This window comes from Pseudomonas sp. GCM10022186, assembly GCF_042656385.1.
Lineage (GTDB): Bacteria > Pseudomonadota > Gammaproteobacteria > Pseudomonadales > Pseudomonadaceae > Metapseudomonas.
In genome coordinates, this window is record NZ_JBHSOU010000052.1 from 55,272 (window position 1) to 68,777 (window position 13,506).

The 13,506-nt window shown below is 64.6% G+C and carries 14 protein-coding genes; 9 read left to right on the forward strand and 5 right to left on the reverse strand.

The window, feature by feature from the left end; all coding sequences use genetic code 11:
• Positions 1-358: 358 nt before the first annotated feature.
• Together ACFPU0_RS17415 and grxD are read left to right on the forward strand one after the other, a co-directional pair.
• Complete coding sequence (locus tag ACFPU0_RS17415; RefSeq protein ID WP_377694500.1) at positions 359-2,467, forward strand: molybdopterin oxidoreductase family protein; 2,109 nt, start codon at positions 359-361, stop codon at positions 2,465-2,467.
• A gap of 93 nt (positions 2,468-2,560) precedes the next feature.
• Positions 2,561-2,887, forward strand: a complete 327-nt coding sequence (gene grxD, locus ACFPU0_RS17420) for a Grx4 family monothiol glutaredoxin (protein ID WP_377694501.1) — start codon at positions 2,561-2,563, stop codon at positions 2,885-2,887.
• Between the two features lie 163 nt (positions 2,888-3,050).
• On the opposite strand, the gene bfr is transcribed toward grxD, so the two are convergent.
• Together bfr and ACFPU0_RS17430 are read right to left on the reverse strand one after the other, a co-directional pair.
• Complete coding sequence (bfr, locus tag ACFPU0_RS17425) at positions 3,051-3,521, reverse strand: bacterioferritin (protein WP_377694502.1); 471 nt, start codon at positions 3,519-3,521, stop codon at positions 3,051-3,053.
• Between the two features lie 203 nt (positions 3,522-3,724).
• Positions 3,725-3,943 carry a bacterioferritin-associated ferredoxin gene (locus ACFPU0_RS17430; protein WP_069085145.1) on the reverse strand — a complete coding sequence of 73 codons (219 nt, stop codon included), beginning with the start codon at positions 3,941-3,943 and terminating at the stop codon, positions 3,725-3,727.
• Between the two features lie 282 nt (positions 3,944-4,225).
• On the opposite strand from ACFPU0_RS17430, the gene ACFPU0_RS17435 reads away from it, so the two are divergent.
• Entirely contained in the window at positions 4,226-4,828 is a 603-nt protein-coding gene (locus ACFPU0_RS17435) for a peroxiredoxin (RefSeq protein WP_377694503.1), read from the forward strand.
• Between the two features lie 124 nt (positions 4,829-4,952).
• On the opposite strand, the gene rnt is transcribed toward ACFPU0_RS17435, so the two are convergent.
• The gene (gene rnt, locus ACFPU0_RS17440; RefSeq protein ID WP_377694505.1) at positions 4,953-5,627 is read right to left on the reverse strand and encodes a ribonuclease T; all 675 of its coding nucleotides are present in this window, start codon (positions 5,625-5,627) and stop codon (positions 4,953-4,955) included.
• Positions 5,624-6,670 (reverse strand): dihydroorotase, encoded by a 1,047-nt coding sequence (pyrC, locus tag ACFPU0_RS17445; protein WP_377694506.1) that lies wholly within the window; start codon positions 6,668-6,670, stop codon positions 5,624-5,626. The genes rnt and pyrC overlap by 4 nt, the downstream gene beginning before the upstream one ends.
• A gap of 139 nt (positions 6,671-6,809) precedes the next feature.
• Here pyrC and ACFPU0_RS17450 point away from each other — a divergent pair, with 139 nt between their 5' ends.
• From ACFPU0_RS17450 to modC, 6 genes are all read left to right on the forward strand, one after another.
• A complete protein-coding gene (locus tag ACFPU0_RS17450; RefSeq protein WP_377694507.1) occupies positions 6,810-7,850 on the forward strand; it encodes a flagellar protein MotY in 1,041 nt (346 codons plus the stop codon).
• 129 nt (positions 7,851-7,979) lie between these two features.
• Positions 7,980-9,197 carry an argininosuccinate synthase gene (locus tag ACFPU0_RS17455; protein ID WP_377694508.1) on the forward strand — a complete coding sequence of 406 codons (1,218 nt, stop codon included), beginning with the start codon at positions 7,980-7,982 and terminating at the stop codon, positions 9,195-9,197.
• Between the two features lie 92 nt (positions 9,198-9,289).
• Complete coding sequence (gene gloA, locus ACFPU0_RS17460) at positions 9,290-9,682, forward strand: lactoylglutathione lyase (protein WP_377694509.1); 393 nt, start codon at positions 9,290-9,292, stop codon at positions 9,680-9,682.
• A gap of 61 nt (positions 9,683-9,743) precedes the next feature.
• Positions 9,744-9,917 carry a hypothetical protein gene (locus tag ACFPU0_RS17465; protein ID WP_377694510.1) on the forward strand — a complete coding sequence of 58 codons (174 nt, stop codon included), beginning with the start codon at positions 9,744-9,746 and terminating at the stop codon, positions 9,915-9,917.
• 68 nt (positions 9,918-9,985) lie between these two features.
• Positions 9,986-10,672, forward strand: a complete 687-nt coding sequence (gene modB, locus ACFPU0_RS17470; RefSeq protein WP_377694512.1) for a molybdate ABC transporter permease subunit — start codon at positions 9,986-9,988, stop codon at positions 10,670-10,672.
• Positions 10,673-10,675: 3 nt separating this feature from the next.
• On the forward strand, positions 10,676-11,761 hold the full coding sequence (gene modC, locus ACFPU0_RS17475; protein ID WP_377694513.1) for a molybdenum ABC transporter ATP-binding protein: 1,086 nt from the start codon (positions 10,676-10,678) through the stop codon (positions 11,759-11,761).
• 164 nt (positions 11,762-11,925) lie between these two features.
• Here the strand turns inward: modC and ACFPU0_RS17480 are convergent, their stop codons facing one another.
• Positions 11,926-13,419 carry a sensor domain-containing diguanylate cyclase gene (locus ACFPU0_RS17480; protein WP_377694514.1) on the reverse strand — a complete coding sequence of 498 codons (1,494 nt, stop codon included), beginning with the start codon at positions 13,417-13,419 and terminating at the stop codon, positions 11,926-11,928.
• Between the last annotated feature and the right edge of the window lie 87 nt (positions 13,420-13,506).

The window sequence follows — 13,506 nt, forward strand, 5'->3', positions numbered from 1 at the left end:
ACGGGCGGTTGAAGCCGCACGTGGCGACGATTTAGGGGGAAGGCGCGATCTTATAAGGAAATGTCGCGGTTTTCCAATATGTCCCGGAAGCCGCGTCGTCCGCGGCCATGGGGCTGTCGGGGCGGTGTATGCCGAAGCCCGCGACGGGCCGCTGCAGGTTTGCCGTTGCGAACCGGACAGGCGTTGTACAACGAGGCTGGAGGGTCTGGCAACCGTCGCCGAGCGGCAGGGCAAATCGGCAGGCCTGATGGCTGCCGATTCATGGCGCTGACCCTGCTGGCCGCGCGGTGCAACTGGTTCCATAGTCTGGTCTTTGCGACCCGACCGGTCGTCTCGAACAAGAACATGAGGCCAGGCGATGACCAAGACCCTCCACCACCGTGCGTGCCATCTCTGCGAGGCCATCTGCGGCCTGACCATCGAAACCGAAGACCTGGAAGACGGCAGCCGCCGCATTCTCTCCATCAAGGGTGATGCCCGGGACAGCTTCAGTCGTGGCCATGTCTGCCCCAAGGCCGTGGCCTTGCAGGACATCCAGAACGACCCCGACCGCATCCGCCAGCCCATGCGCCGCGCCGGCAACGAGTGGCTGCCGATCGACTGGGACGAGGCCTTCGCCCTGGTGGCCGAACGGTTGGCCGATATCCAGGCGCGCCACGGCAATGATGCGGTGGCGGTGTACCAGGGCAACCCGAGCGTGCACAACTACGGGCTGATGACCCACAGCAACTACTTCCTCGGCCTGCTCAGGACCCGTGGGCGGTTCTCCGCCACCTCGGTCGACCAGTTGCCCCACCACCTGATCAGCCAGCAGATGTATGGCCATGGGCTGCTGATCCCGATCCCCGACATCGACCACACGCAATTCATGCTGATCCTCGGCGGCAATCCGCTGGCCTCCAACGGCAGCATCATGACGGTGCCTGACGTGGAGAAGCGCCTGAAGGCCCTGCAGGCCCGCGGTGGCAAGCTGGTGGTGGTGGACCCTCGGCGCAGCGAGACCGCGGCCATGGCCGACCAGCACCTCTTCGTGCGACCGGGGCAGGACGCGGCGCTGCTGTTCGGCCTGCTCAATACCCTGTTCGAAGAGGGGCTTGGACGAAGCACCCATCTGCAGGTGGAAGGCCTGGAGCAGGTGCGTGATGCCATCGCTCCTTTCACCCCCGAGGCCATGAGCCGGCGCTGTGGTATCGCCGCGGGTCGGATCCGTCAGCTGGCGCGGGACTTCGCCGCCGCCGAGAGCGCGGTCTGCTACGGCCGCATGGGCGTTTCGACCCAGGCCTTCGGCAGCCTCTGCCAGTGGCTGATCCAGCTGATCAACCTGGTTACCGGCAATCTGGACAGCGTAGGGGGCGTCCTCTGCACGGAACCGGCGGTGGACCTGGTGGCCGCGACTTCGGGCGGTCATTTCAATCGCTGGCAGAGCCGCGTGTCGGGGCTGCCCGAGTACGGTGGCGAGCTGCCGGTGGCGGCCCTGGCCGAGGAGATGCTGACGCCGGGCGAAGGGCAGGTGCGGGCGCTGGTGACGGTGGCGGGCAACCCGGTGTTGTCCACCCCGAATGGACGCCGGCTGGAGCAGGCGCTGGATGGACTGGAGTTCATGCTCAGCATCGATCTCTACATCAACGAGACCACGCGCTATGCCGACCTGATCCTGCCGCCCACCGCGCCGCTGGAGCACGAGCACTACGACACCACCTTCAACCTTTTCGCGGTGCGCAACGTCACCCGCTTCAACGAAGCGGTGCTGGCCAAGCCGGCAGGGGCGCTGCATGACTGGGAAATCTTCGTCGGCCTGGCCAGGGCCTTCGCCGCGCGCACCGGCATCGAGCTGAAGCCCACCCTGGCGCCTGAGCAGATGATCGACCTGGGCCTGCGCGCCGGCGCCTACGGCGACCGCTCCGAGCACAAGCTCTCGGTGGCGCGCCTGCGGGAACACCCCCATGGCCTCGACCTGGGGCCGCTCAAGCCCAACCTGGTCGGCCGCATCAAGACCTCCAGCGGCAAGGTGGAAGCCGCGCCGGCCATTCTCCTCGCCGACCTCAAGCGCTTCGCCGAACAAGAGGCGCCAAAGGAAGGCGAACTGGTGCTGATCGGACGACGCCACGTGCGCAGCAACAATTCCTGGATGCACAACTACCACCGCCTGGTGAAGGGCAAGCCGCGCCACCAGCTGCTGATGCACCCCAGCGACCTGGAGGCCCGGGGGCTGGTGGACGGGCAGCGGGTGAAGGTGCGCTCCCGTGTCGGGGTGATAGAAGTGGAGGCCGCCGCCAGTGAGGACATGATGCCGGGCGTGGTCAGCCTGCCCCACGGCTGGGGCCATGCGCGTCCCGGTGTGCGTATGGGTATCGCCAGCGAACAGCCAGGGGCCAGCGCCAACGACCTCACCGACGAGCGCCAGCTGGACGCGGTCTCGGGCAATGCGGCGCTCAATGGCGTTCCCGTGGAAGTGGTGGCCGCCTGAAGGCATGCTAAGTCCGAGCAAGCCCCTCGGCTTTCCGCTACAATCCCGCCATCCTGCCGACTCGCCAGTCGGAAAGTTCAGCCGAGGTGCCCAATGGATATCATCGAAACCATCAAAGAGCAGATCGCCAACAACACTGTCCTGCTGTACATGAAAGGCTCGCCGAACGCTCCTCAGTGCGGCTTCTCGGCCCGCGCCGCGCAAGTCCTGATGGCTTGTGGCGAAAAGTTCGCCTACGTCGACATCCTGCAGAACCCGGAAATCCGTGCGAACCTGCCGAAGTACGCCAACTGGCCGACCTTCCCGCAGCTGTGGGTGGCCGGCGAACTGGTTGGCGGCAGCGATATCATGACCGAGATGTTCGAGAAGGGTGAGCTGCAGACCCTGGTCAAGGATGCCGTGAGCAAGGCCGGCGCCTGATCCGTCATCCAATGAAAGAGCCCCGCCAAGTGCGGGGCTCTTTCATTCCGGAAAGTTCTGGTTTATGTCCGGATGCTATTTGCCTATTGGAATAATTCCTCTCCGCTGTTCAACTTCCCAAAAAAGAGCCCCGCATTTGCGGGGCTTCTTGTTCCGGGGCGGATTATTCGTCCATCTGCGATTGCAGGTAGTTTTCCAGTCCGACTTTCTCGATCAGGCCCAACTGGGTTTCCAGCCAGTCGATATGCTCCTCCTCGGACTCGAGGATATCTTCCAGAAGCTCGCGGCTGCCGTAGTCGCCGACGCTTTCGCAGTAGGCGATGGCGGCCTTCAGGTCCGGTACGGCTTGCTGTTCCAGTTTGAGGTCGCTGGCCAGCATTTCCTTGGTGTTTTCACCGATCATCAGCTTGCCAAGGTCTTGCAGGTTGGGAATGCCCTCGAGGAAGAGAATGCGCTTGATCAGCGTGTCCGCATGTTTCATCTCATCGATGGATTCGTGGTACTCGTGGTCGCCCAACTTCTTCAGGCCCCAGTCTTCGTACATGCGGGCGTGCAGGAAATACTGGTTGATCGCAACAAGTTCGTTGCCGAGGATCTTGTTGAGATGCTGTATGACTTTCTTGTCGCCTTTCATGTGCAGTCCTGCCATGGGAAGAGTGGAAGATTATTGAATTTTGATCCTCGAAACTTGGTGTGTCAAATATAAGTCATTGAATTACAAATAAATTTGAATATTAATAAGAACGTTTAACTTCCGCGTTTAACGCCTAAACAGTTGAAAAATAGGCACAAAAAAACCGGACGCCGAGGTCCGGTTTTCGATGTCCCGCCGAGCGGTCAGGCGATGGCGTAGGCCGCAGGGTAGGCGAGGGCCGCCTGGCTGCTCTGCACCTCGGCCAGGGTCTCCTTGACCACCTGCTTGGCCAGGCAAGCGCACTTGCCGCATTGGGTACCCACTTCCAGGGTGTTGCGTACTTCGCGATAGCTGCAGCAGCCTTCGTAGATGGCTTCGCGAATTTGACCGTCAGTGACACCTAGACAGAGACAGACGTACATGGCGACTCGGGACTCAGGAGAGTGGTTGGATGGAAGGGATACTAATAGTAATGAGAATGATTGTCAAAGTTGTGGCTGAAAGGCGCGAAACAGAGGCGTTCCCGGGGGTGCCGGGGCCGGATCGCACAGGCTGACCTGGCAGTCGAAAGCGGTGTGCGGGGGATGTGGCTCGCGTGTATGATTGCGGGTCCTTGCGCAAGCGGGTGTCATGGCGCCGCCACATCGATCGGCCAAGCTGTGGCCCCGGAACCACTGATTACTCATGACAACAGGAGACATGGAATGAGCGTACTCGTAGGCAAGCAGGCTCCGGACTTCACCGTCGCCGCCGTTCTGGGCAATGGCGAAATCGTCGACAGCTTCACCCTGTCCGAGGCCATCAAGGGCAAATACGGCCTGGTGTTCTTCTACCCGCTGGACTTCACCTTCGTCTGCCCGTCCGAGCTGATCGCCCTGGACCACCGCATTCCCGAGTTCAAGGCACGCGGCGTGGAAGTGATCGGTGTTTCGATCGACTCCCACTTCACCCACAACGCCTGGCGTAACACCCCGGTGGACAAGGGCGGCATCGGCCCGGTCAAGTACACCCTGGCTGCCGACATGAAGCACGAGATCGCCAAGGCCTACGACGTCGAGTCCGAAGGCGGCGTGGCTTACCGTGGCGCTTTCCTGATCGACAAGAACGGCGTGGTGCGTTCGCAGATCGTCAACGACCTGCCGCTGGGCCGTAACATGGACGAACTGCTGCGCCTGGTCGATGCCCTGCAGTTCACCGAAGAGCACGGCGAAGTCTGCCCGGCCAACTGGAAGAAAGGCGACAAGGGCATGACCGCTTCGCCGGAAGGCGTTGCCCAGTACCTGGCCGAGAACGCTTCCTCCCTGTAAGCGTTTCGCCAAAGAAAGAAGCCCGGCATCTGCCGGGCTTCTTCGTTTCTGGGCTCTTCGTATGAGCGAGGGGGACGCCGAGTGCTTGCTCGCGAATGTTCGCCAGCAAGCTGGCTCCTGCAAGTCAGTCCTCGTCGTCGATCCAGCCGCCCATTTCCTTCCAGCGGTTGACGATGCCGCAGAACAGCTCGGCGGTCTTCTCGGTGTCGTAGCGCGCCGAGTGGGCCTCGCGGCCGTCGAACTCGATGCCGGCGGCCTGGCAGGCCTTGGCCAGCACGGTCTGGCCATAGGCGAGGCCGGCCAGGGTCGCCGTGTCGAAGCTGGAGAAGGGGTGGAAGGGATTGCGCTTGATGCCGGTGCGGTTCACCGCGGCATTGAGGAAACCGAGGTCGAAGCTGGAGTTGTGGCCGACCAGGATGGCGCGCTTGCAGCCGTTGGCCTTGATCGACTTGCGCAGGCCGCGGAAGATTTCCGTCAGCGCGTGCTCCTCGCTCACCGCCATGCGCAGCGGGTGGTCGAGCTTGATCCCGGTGAACTCCAGCGCGGCCTGCTCGATGTTGGCGCCCTCGAACGGCTCGACGCGGAAGAAGTGGGTGTGGTCCGGATAGAGGAAGCCCTGTTCGTCCATGGCGATGGTGGTCGCGGCGATTTCCAGCAGGGCGTCGGTGGCGGCATTGAAACCGCCGGTCTCCACGTCCACCACCACCGGCAGGTAGCCACGGAAGCGCGCCGCCATGGGGTGGCGCGGGCCGGAGGGCAGGCTGCCGTCCAGTTCGTCGTCGTAGAGGTCCTCGCTCACGCTTGTTCCTCCAGCAGGCGCCAGCGCAGCTTCTCGCCGGCGCGCAGCGGTACCACCATCTGTTCGCCCAGGGGCAGGGTGGCCGGGGCGGTCCATTCCTCGCGCACCAGGGTGATGCGGTCGCTGTTGCGCGGCAGGCCGTAGAAATCCGGGCCGTGGAAGCTGGCGAAGGCTTCCAGCTTGTCCAGCGCATCGCGCTGCTCGAAGGCCTCGGCATAGAGCTCGATGGCGGCGTAGGCGGTGTAGCAGCCGGCGCAGCCGCAGGCGGCTTCCTTGGCGTGCTTGGCGTGGGGCGCCGAGTCGGTGCCGAGGAAGAACTTGGCGCTGCCACTGGTGGCGGCGTCCAGCAGGGCTTCCTGGTGCACGTTGCGCTTGAGGATCGGCAGGCAATAGAAATGCGGACGGATGCCGCCCACCAGCATGTGGTTGCGGTTGTACAGCAGGTGGTGGGCGGTGATGGTGGCGCCGACGTTGGCCGGAGCCGACTGCACGAACTGCACCGCATCGCCGGTGGTGATGTGCTCGAACACCACCTTCAGGGTGGGGAAGCGCTGGACCACGAGGGAGAGGTGCTCGTCGATGAACACCTTCTCACGGTCGAACACGTCGATCTCGCCGCGGGTCACTTCACCGTGGACCAGCAGCAGCATGCCCACTTCGGCCATGGCTTCCAGGGCCGGGAAGATCTTGTCGATGCTGGTGACGCCGGAATCCGAGTTGGTGGTGGCGCCGGCCGGGTAGAGCTTGGCGGCGTGGACGAAGCCGGAAGCCTTGGCGGCGCGGATGTCCTCCGGGCTGGTGCGGTCGGTGAGGTAGAGCACCATCAGCGGCTCGAAGCGGCTGCCGGCCGGGCGGGCGGCCAGGATGCGCTGGCGGTAGGCGTCGGCCTCCTCGGCATTGCGTACCGGGGGTACCAGGTTGGGCATGATGATGGCGCGGCCGAAGGTACGGGCGGCATCGGCGACGGTATTGGCCAGCACGGCACCATCGCGCAGATGGATGTGCCAGTCGTCGGGACGCAGGAGGGTCAAACGGTCGGACATGGGGGGCTTCCAGGCGGGCAGAACTGGGCGAACATGCTACCGGAAAAGCCCTATAGGGGCACGTGGGGCTTGAGCCTGGCTCCGGTCGGGGCGCATTCGGCCCTCAAGTTCTGCCGGCGGGAACCGATATCCAGCAGGAATGCCGCCATTCCCCGTGGAGCCCGCCGTGCGCCAGCGCTATCTCGTCTTCCTGAGCTTGTTCGCCAGCCTGCCGGTCATGGCCGTCACCTTCCAGACGCGCCTGGAAAAGGTGGAATGGAAGGTCGAGGGCGACAAGTTCGAGTGCCGGCTGTCGCAACCCATCACCGACTTCGGTTCCGGCGAGTTCGTGCGCCGTGCGGGCGAGCAGGCCACCTTCCGCCTGAAAGCGCGCGAACGCTGGATGGGCGCCGGCTCCGCCACGCTGCTGGCGGCCGCTGCGCCGTGGCAGCCGGGCCGGGGCGATATCAACCTCGGGGTGGTCAGCGTCGGCGGCGGCGAAGTGCCGTTCAACAGTTCCCAACAGCAGGCCGGGCGCCTGCTCACCGGCCTGCTGGAGGGGCGCAGCCCGGTGGTGCGCCACCGTACCCTGCAGGGCGGCGATGCCCTGGAAGTGCGGCTGCTACCCGTGAGGTTCAACCAGGCCTACCAGGATTACCTGGCCTGTACCGCCAAATTGCTGCCGGTGAACTTCGACCAGGTCAAGCACGTGCAGGTCGGTTTCCCGGGCGGCGGTACCGAACTGGATGAGATGGCCCAAGCCAGGCTGGAGATCATCCTCGACTTCATCAAGGCCGACCCCAGCATCAACCACATCGAAATCGACGGGCATTCCGACAACAGCGGCAACCGCCTGACCAATCGCGACCTCTCCAGGCGCCGCGCCCTGGCGGTCCATGACTATTTCAAGGCCAAGGGTTTTCCCGAGTCGCAGATGGTCATGCGCTTCCACGGCGAACGCTATCCGCTGGCGCCGAACGACAGCTCGGCGAACCGGACCAGGAACCGCCGCGCCACCGTGCAACTGTCCCGCGTGGAGCTGCCTGCGCAAACGCCGGCTGCCGAACCGGCTCCGGCCCCGGCCGAGGCGCCAGCTCCCTCCGCCACGCCCGGTGTTCCGGCGGCCGCGCCTGGTACGCCCGCCGCTGTCCCCGGTATCAGGGAAGAGGCTGCCAGCCCGCAGTCGCCGACTGGCCCCTGAGTCCGCCGCTCGTCGCGCAGCCGACAGAATCTGTCGCCTCGTCGTCATTAGCTGTCGCGCCACTGTAATTTGGCCGCCAGGGCCAGTAGAATCACGGGTTTTTCGTACAACCCCCGTGGAGTTGATGGCATGGCGGACGTGAAGAAGGTTGTCCTGGCTTATTCCGGTGGCCTGGACACCTCGGTGATCCTCAAGTGGCTGCAAGATACCTATAACTGCGAAGTGGTGACCTTCACCGCCGACCTCGGCCAGGGCGAGGAGGTCGAGCCGGCCCGCGCCAAGGCCCAGGCCCTGGGCGTCAAGGAAATCTACATCGACGACCTGCGCGAAGAATTCGTCCGCGACTTCGTCTACCCGATGTTCCGCGCCAACACCATCTATGAAGGCGAGTACCTGCTGGGTACTTCCATCGCCCGTCCGCTGATCGCCAAGCGCCTGATCGAGATCGCCAACGAAACCGGCGCCGACGCCATCTCCCATGGCGCCACCGGCAAGGGCAACGACCAGGTGCGTTTCGAGCTGGGTGCCTACGCCCTCAAGCCCGGCGTGAAAGTCATCGCCCCCTGGCGCGAGTGGGACCTGCTGTCCCGCGAGAAGCTGATGGACTATGCCGAGAAGCACGGCATCCCGATCGAGCGCCACGGCAAGAAGAAGTCGCCGTACTCCATGGACGCCAACCTGCTGCACATCTCCTACGAGGGCGGCGTGCTGGAAGACACCTGGACCGAGCACGAAGAAGACATGTGGCGCTGGACCAAGTCTCCGGAAGCCGCGCCGAACACCCCGACCTACATCGAGCTGACCTACCGCGCCGGCGACATCGTCGCCATCGACGGCAAGGACATGACCCCGGCGCAGGTGCTCACCGAGCTGAACCGCATCGGTGGCGAGAACGGCATCGGCCGCCTCGACATCGTCGAGAACCGCTATGTCGGCATGAAGTCCCGCGGCTGCTACGAGACCCCCGGCGGCACCATCATGCTCAAGGCCCACCGCGCCATCGAGTCCATCACCCTGGACCGCGAAGTGGCTCACCTGAAAGACGAGCTGATGCCCAAGTACGCCAGCCTGATCTACACCGGCTACTGGTGGAGCCCGGAGCGTCTGATGCTGCAGCAGATGATCGACGCCTCCCAGGCCAACGTGAACGGCGTGGTGCGCCTGAAGCTGTACAAGGGCAACGTCATCGTGGTCGGCCGCAAGTCCGACGACTCCCTGTTCGACGCCAACATCGCCACCTTCGAGGACGATGCCGGCGCCTACAACCAGGCCGATGCCGCGGGCTTCATCAAGCTCAATGCCCTGCGCATGCGCATCGCCGCCGGCAAGGGCCGCAAGCTGTTCTGATAAGCTTGTCTGCATGAGCCTACGAACCCCGGCCACGAGCCGGGGTTTGTGTTTATAGCCCGGTACAACGGGCAACCGATGAGGAGCCAACGATGAGACTGCTGCATACCATGCTGCGAGTCGGCGACCTGGACAAATCCATCGCCTTCTACACCGAAGTGCTGGGCATGACCCTGCTGCGACGCAAGGACTATCCGGACGGCCAGTTCACCCTGGCGTTCGTGGGGTACGGCGACGAAGCCCACAATAGTGTGATCGAGCTGACCTACAACTGGGGTGTGGACAGCTACGAGCTGGGCACCGGCTACGGCCACATCGCCCTGGAAGTGGCTGACGTCTACAAGGCCTGCGAGGACATCCGTGCCCGTGGCGGCAAGATCACCCGCGAGCCGGGGCCGATGAAGCACGGCACCAGCATCCTGGCCTTCGTCGAGGACCCGGACGGCTACAAGATCGAGCTGCTCTCGCCATCACGCAAAGACTGAGGTCATGTGCTGATATGAATCCGGGGCGCCATGGCCCCGGTCCGCAAGCGTGGGTCCATGGATGGTTCCGCAGCGCCTGCGTGCCGGCCTGGGAGCCTTCAACCGCGTTGCGGACACGCCCCTGGCGCTACGCGTAGGCCATGCCGAGTCGACCCGCGGGCAGGGGCTCGAGCAGTCGCTGCAGGAAGCCGAATGCGCGGTTCAGCGCCTTGGACAGGGCGAGGCGGGGGCCTGATCCTGGCTGGCCGCCAGGCTTCGCTATATAGTTCGCAACACAGCGAAATCTGATCATTCGGCCAACCCATGACCCTTCCCCTCGATCGCACCGACCTGGCAGCCATCTGGCTGACCCTGGAGCTGGCGACCCTCACCACGCTGCTCCTGCTGGTGCTGGGCACCCCCATCGCCTGGTGGCTGGCACGCACCAGCTCGCGCCTCAAGGGGCCGGTTGCCGCCGTGGTCGCCCTGCCGCTGGTATTGCCGCCCACCGTCATCGGCTTCTACCTGCTGGTGAGCATGGGACCCCATGGCGTCATCGGCCAGTTCACCCAGAGCCTCGGCCTCGGCACCTTGCCTTTCACCTTCGCCGGCCTGGTGGTGGGTTCGGTGATCTACTCCATGCCCTTCGTGGTGCAGCCGCTGCAGAACGCCTTCACCGCCATCGGCGCGCGTCCGCTGGAAGTCGCCGCCACCCTGCGCGCCAGTCCCTGGGACACCTTCTTCAGCGTTGTGCTGCCCCTGGCGCGGCCCGGTTTCGTCACCGCCTCCATCCTCGGCTTCGCCCACACCGTGGGCGAGTTCGGCGTAGTGCTGATGATCGGCGGCAACATCCCGGAGAAGACCCGGGTGGTCTCGGTGCAGATCTTCGACCACGTCGAGGCCATGGAGTACGCCCAGGCCCACTGGCTGGCCGGCGGCATGTTGCTGTTCTCCTTCCTCATCCTGTTGGCGCTCAATACCAGCCGGCGCCTGAAACCCGGCTGGAGCTGAGCCATGCAACAGATTCGCGCACGTTTCCGCCTGCGCCATCCGGGCTTCGCCCTGGATGCCGACCTCGAGCTGCCCGGCCGGGGTGTCAGTGCCCTGTTCGGCCATTCCGGTTCGGGCAAGACCAGCCTGCTGCGCTGCATCGCCGGCCTGGAGCGCGCCGCCGAGGGTTTCCTGGAGATCAATGGCGAAGTCTGGCAGGACAGTGCCCGCGGCCATTTCCTGCCCACCCACAAGCGCCCCCTGGGCTACGTGTTCCAGGAGGCCAGCCTGTTCGAACACCTTCCGGTGCGGCGCAACCTGGAGTTCGGCCAGCGGCGCATTCCGGCGCGGGAGCGCCGCGTGGAGTTGGAGCAGGCGGTGGAACTGCTGGGCATCGGCCATCTGCTGGAGCGCATGCCGGACGGGCTCTCCGGAGGCGAGCGGCAGCGCGTCGGCATCGCCCGTGCGCTGCTGACCAGTCCGCGCCTGCTGCTGATGGACGAGCCCCTGGCGGCCCTGGACCTCAAGCGCAAGGGCGAGATCCTGCCCTACCTCGAGCGCTTGCACGACGAACTGGATATCCCGCTGCTCTATGTCAGCCATTCGCCGGACGAGGTGGCGCGGCTTGCCGATCACCTGGTGCTGCTGGACAACGGCCAGGTGCTGGCCAGCGGTCCGCTGGACCGGACCCTGGCGCGCCTGGACCTGCCCACTGCCCAGGAGGATGAAGCCGGTGTGGTGATCGAGGGGCGGGTGCAGGGCTTCGATGAGCGCTACCAGTTACTGGCCCTGGCGCTGCCCGGCAGTTCCCTGAGCATGCGCGTGGCTCATTCACCGATTGCCGAAGGGCGCACCCTGCGATTCCGGGTGCTGGCGCGGGACGTCAGCCTGAGCCTCGAGAAGCAGCGCGACAGCAGCATCCTCAACCTGCTGCCGGCGCGGGTGGTGGACGAGGTGCCGGCGGCGAACCCGGCCCATGTGCTGGTGCGCCTCGATGTGGATGGCACGCCCATGCTGGCGCGCATCACCCGCTATTCCCGTGACCAGCTGGGCCTCTACCTCGGCCAGGCGCTCTGGGCGCAGATCAAGTCGGTGGCGGTGCTGGCCTGAGGATTCGGCTGCTCGAATCTTGTGGGAGCGCGTAGGGTGGAAATCCCTTTGGGGATTTCCACCATCGGTGTCTTGCACGGCCTCCCTGGTGGATAGAAAAGCGCTATCCACCCTACACGGCTGTGGGAGCGAATTTATTCGCGAATGAATTCGCTCCCACAGGTTCAGAGGGCGTCCTGGTGACCGGACGGTTCCACGCACACGCAATTGCGGCCGGACTGCTTGGCGCGGTAGAGGCCACGGTCGGCGCGGCCGATCAGGCTGTCCAGGGAATCGTCCGGGTGCATTTCGGCGAGGCCGATGCTGGTGGTCACGTGGAGATTCACGCCCCTGAAGGGATGGCGCTGGATAGCCACCCCGCTGCAGACCTTTTCCGCCAATTGGTGCGCGGTGGTGTTGCCCGTGTCCTTGAGCAGGATGATGAACTCCTCGCCGCCCCAGCGACAGATGATGTCCGACTTGCGCAGGGAGTCGCGCAGGTTCTGGGCGAAGCCCTGCAGTACCTGGTCGCCGGCCTGGTGGCCGTAGGTGTCGTTGAGCAGCTTGAAGTGGTCGAGGTCCAGCAACAGTGCGGTGAGTGGCCGGCGGTCGCGGCGGGCTTCCTGCAGCGCCTGGCCGGCGAGCAGCTCGAAGCCGCGGCGGTTGGGCAGCCCGGTCAGGCTGTCGGTGGTGGCCAGGGCGGTGATGTTGCGCTGGTAGCGCCCCATCAGGCGGCCGACCAGGAACAGCATGATGGCGGTGACGACCAGGCAGATCAGCAGGTTGAGGTAAAGCGTGTTGCGGATGCCGGCGAGCAGGCCGCCCTCCTGCTTGTCGACGAAGAGGAACCAGTCCAGCTCGGGGATGTAGCGCACGTTGAGGTAGTGATCGCGGCCGCGCTCCTGGTACTCGAACTTGCCGGTCTGCGGGCGGCCCAGCCGGGCTTGCAGGTCTTCCAGGCCGGGCACCTCGGCGAGCGACTGGCCGGCCCGCGCGCCCGTTGGGCCGCCCTCGGCACCGGTGAGGACGATGCGCCCGCTGGTGTCGACGAAATAGACGCTGCGGTCGTAGCGCCGCTGGTATTCGTCGATGAGCTTGATCACCGCGTCCACCGTCAGGCCCACGCCCGTGGCGCCGAGGAATTTGCCGTCGTAGTCGAACACTTTGTAGTTGATGAAGATGGTCAGCCGATCCTGGTTGGCCATGTCGACGTCGACGTTGATCTCGTAGGGCTCCTTCATGTCACGCACGCGGAAATACCAGATGTCCCTCGGTTCGTCGCGGCGTATGTGCTTGAGCACACCCTTGGTCTGGTAGTAGGTGAGGGTGCGGTCGGAGATGAAGAAGCTGGTGAAGGCGCCGTAGTGCTGCTGGACTTCGCTCAGGTAGCGGGTCATCTGCTCGACGTCCTTCTCGCCGCGCATCACCCAGTCGCGGACGAAGGTGTCGCGGCTCATCATCGAGGAGATCAGGATGGGGCGCACCAGATCCTTCTGGATCTCCGAATAGACATTGTCCGAAGTCAGCGGCAGCTCGGTGTTGACTATGCTGCTGCGGATCGACTTCAGCGACGCCTGGTAACTGACCAGGGAGGTCGCCAGGAATCCGCAGCCGAGCAGCAGGACCAGGGCGAGGAACAACAGCCGATGGCTGTGCTTGGTGTGTTCTCGTAACGGCATCGGGAAACGCAACCTCCGAATAGTGGCGCAATGCTATCCTGCGCTGACACAGGCGTCACGGACGGGTACTTGACGCCAGGCTTTCGG

Coding starts and splice junctions, on each gene's coding strand:
- modB (WP_377694512.1), top strand. CDS start 9,986: ATGACCCTTCCCCTCGATCGCACCGACCTGGCAGCCATCTGGCTGACC.
- gloA (WP_377694509.1), top strand. CDS start 9,290: ATGAGACTGCTGCATACCATGCTGCGAGTCGGCGACCTGGACAAATCC.
- ACFPU0_RS17480 (WP_377694514.1), bottom strand. CDS start 13,419: ATGCCGTTACGAGAACACACCAAGCACAGCCATCGGCTGTTGTTCCTC.
- ACFPU0_RS17430 (WP_069085145.1), bottom strand. CDS start 3,943: ATGTACGTCTGTCTCTGTCTAGGTGTCACTGACGGTCAAATTCGCGAA.
- ACFPU0_RS17450 (WP_377694507.1), top strand. CDS start 6,810: ATGCCGCCATTCCCCGTGGAGCCCGCCGTGCGCCAGCGCTATCTCGTC.
- ACFPU0_RS17435 (WP_377694503.1), top strand. CDS start 4,226: ATGAGCGTACTCGTAGGCAAGCAGGCTCCGGACTTCACCGTCGCCGCC.
- ACFPU0_RS17465 (WP_377694510.1), top strand. CDS start 9,744: ATGGTTCCGCAGCGCCTGCGTGCCGGCCTGGGAGCCTTCAACCGCGTT.
- grxD (WP_377694501.1), top strand. CDS start 2,561: ATGGATATCATCGAAACCATCAAAGAGCAGATCGCCAACAACACTGTC.
- bfr (WP_377694502.1), bottom strand. CDS start 3,521: ATGAAAGGCGACAAGAAAGTCATACAGCATCTCAACAAGATCCTCGGC.
- pyrC (WP_377694506.1), bottom strand. CDS start 6,670: ATGTCCGACCGTTTGACCCTCCTGCGTCCCGACGACTGGCACATCCAT.
- ACFPU0_RS17455 (WP_377694508.1), top strand. CDS start 7,980: ATGGCGGACGTGAAGAAGGTTGTCCTGGCTTATTCCGGTGGCCTGGAC.
- modC (WP_377694513.1), top strand. CDS start 10,676: ATGCAACAGATTCGCGCACGTTTCCGCCTGCGCCATCCGGGCTTCGCC.
- ACFPU0_RS17415 (WP_377694500.1), top strand. CDS start 359: ATGACCAAGACCCTCCACCACCGTGCGTGCCATCTCTGCGAGGCCATC.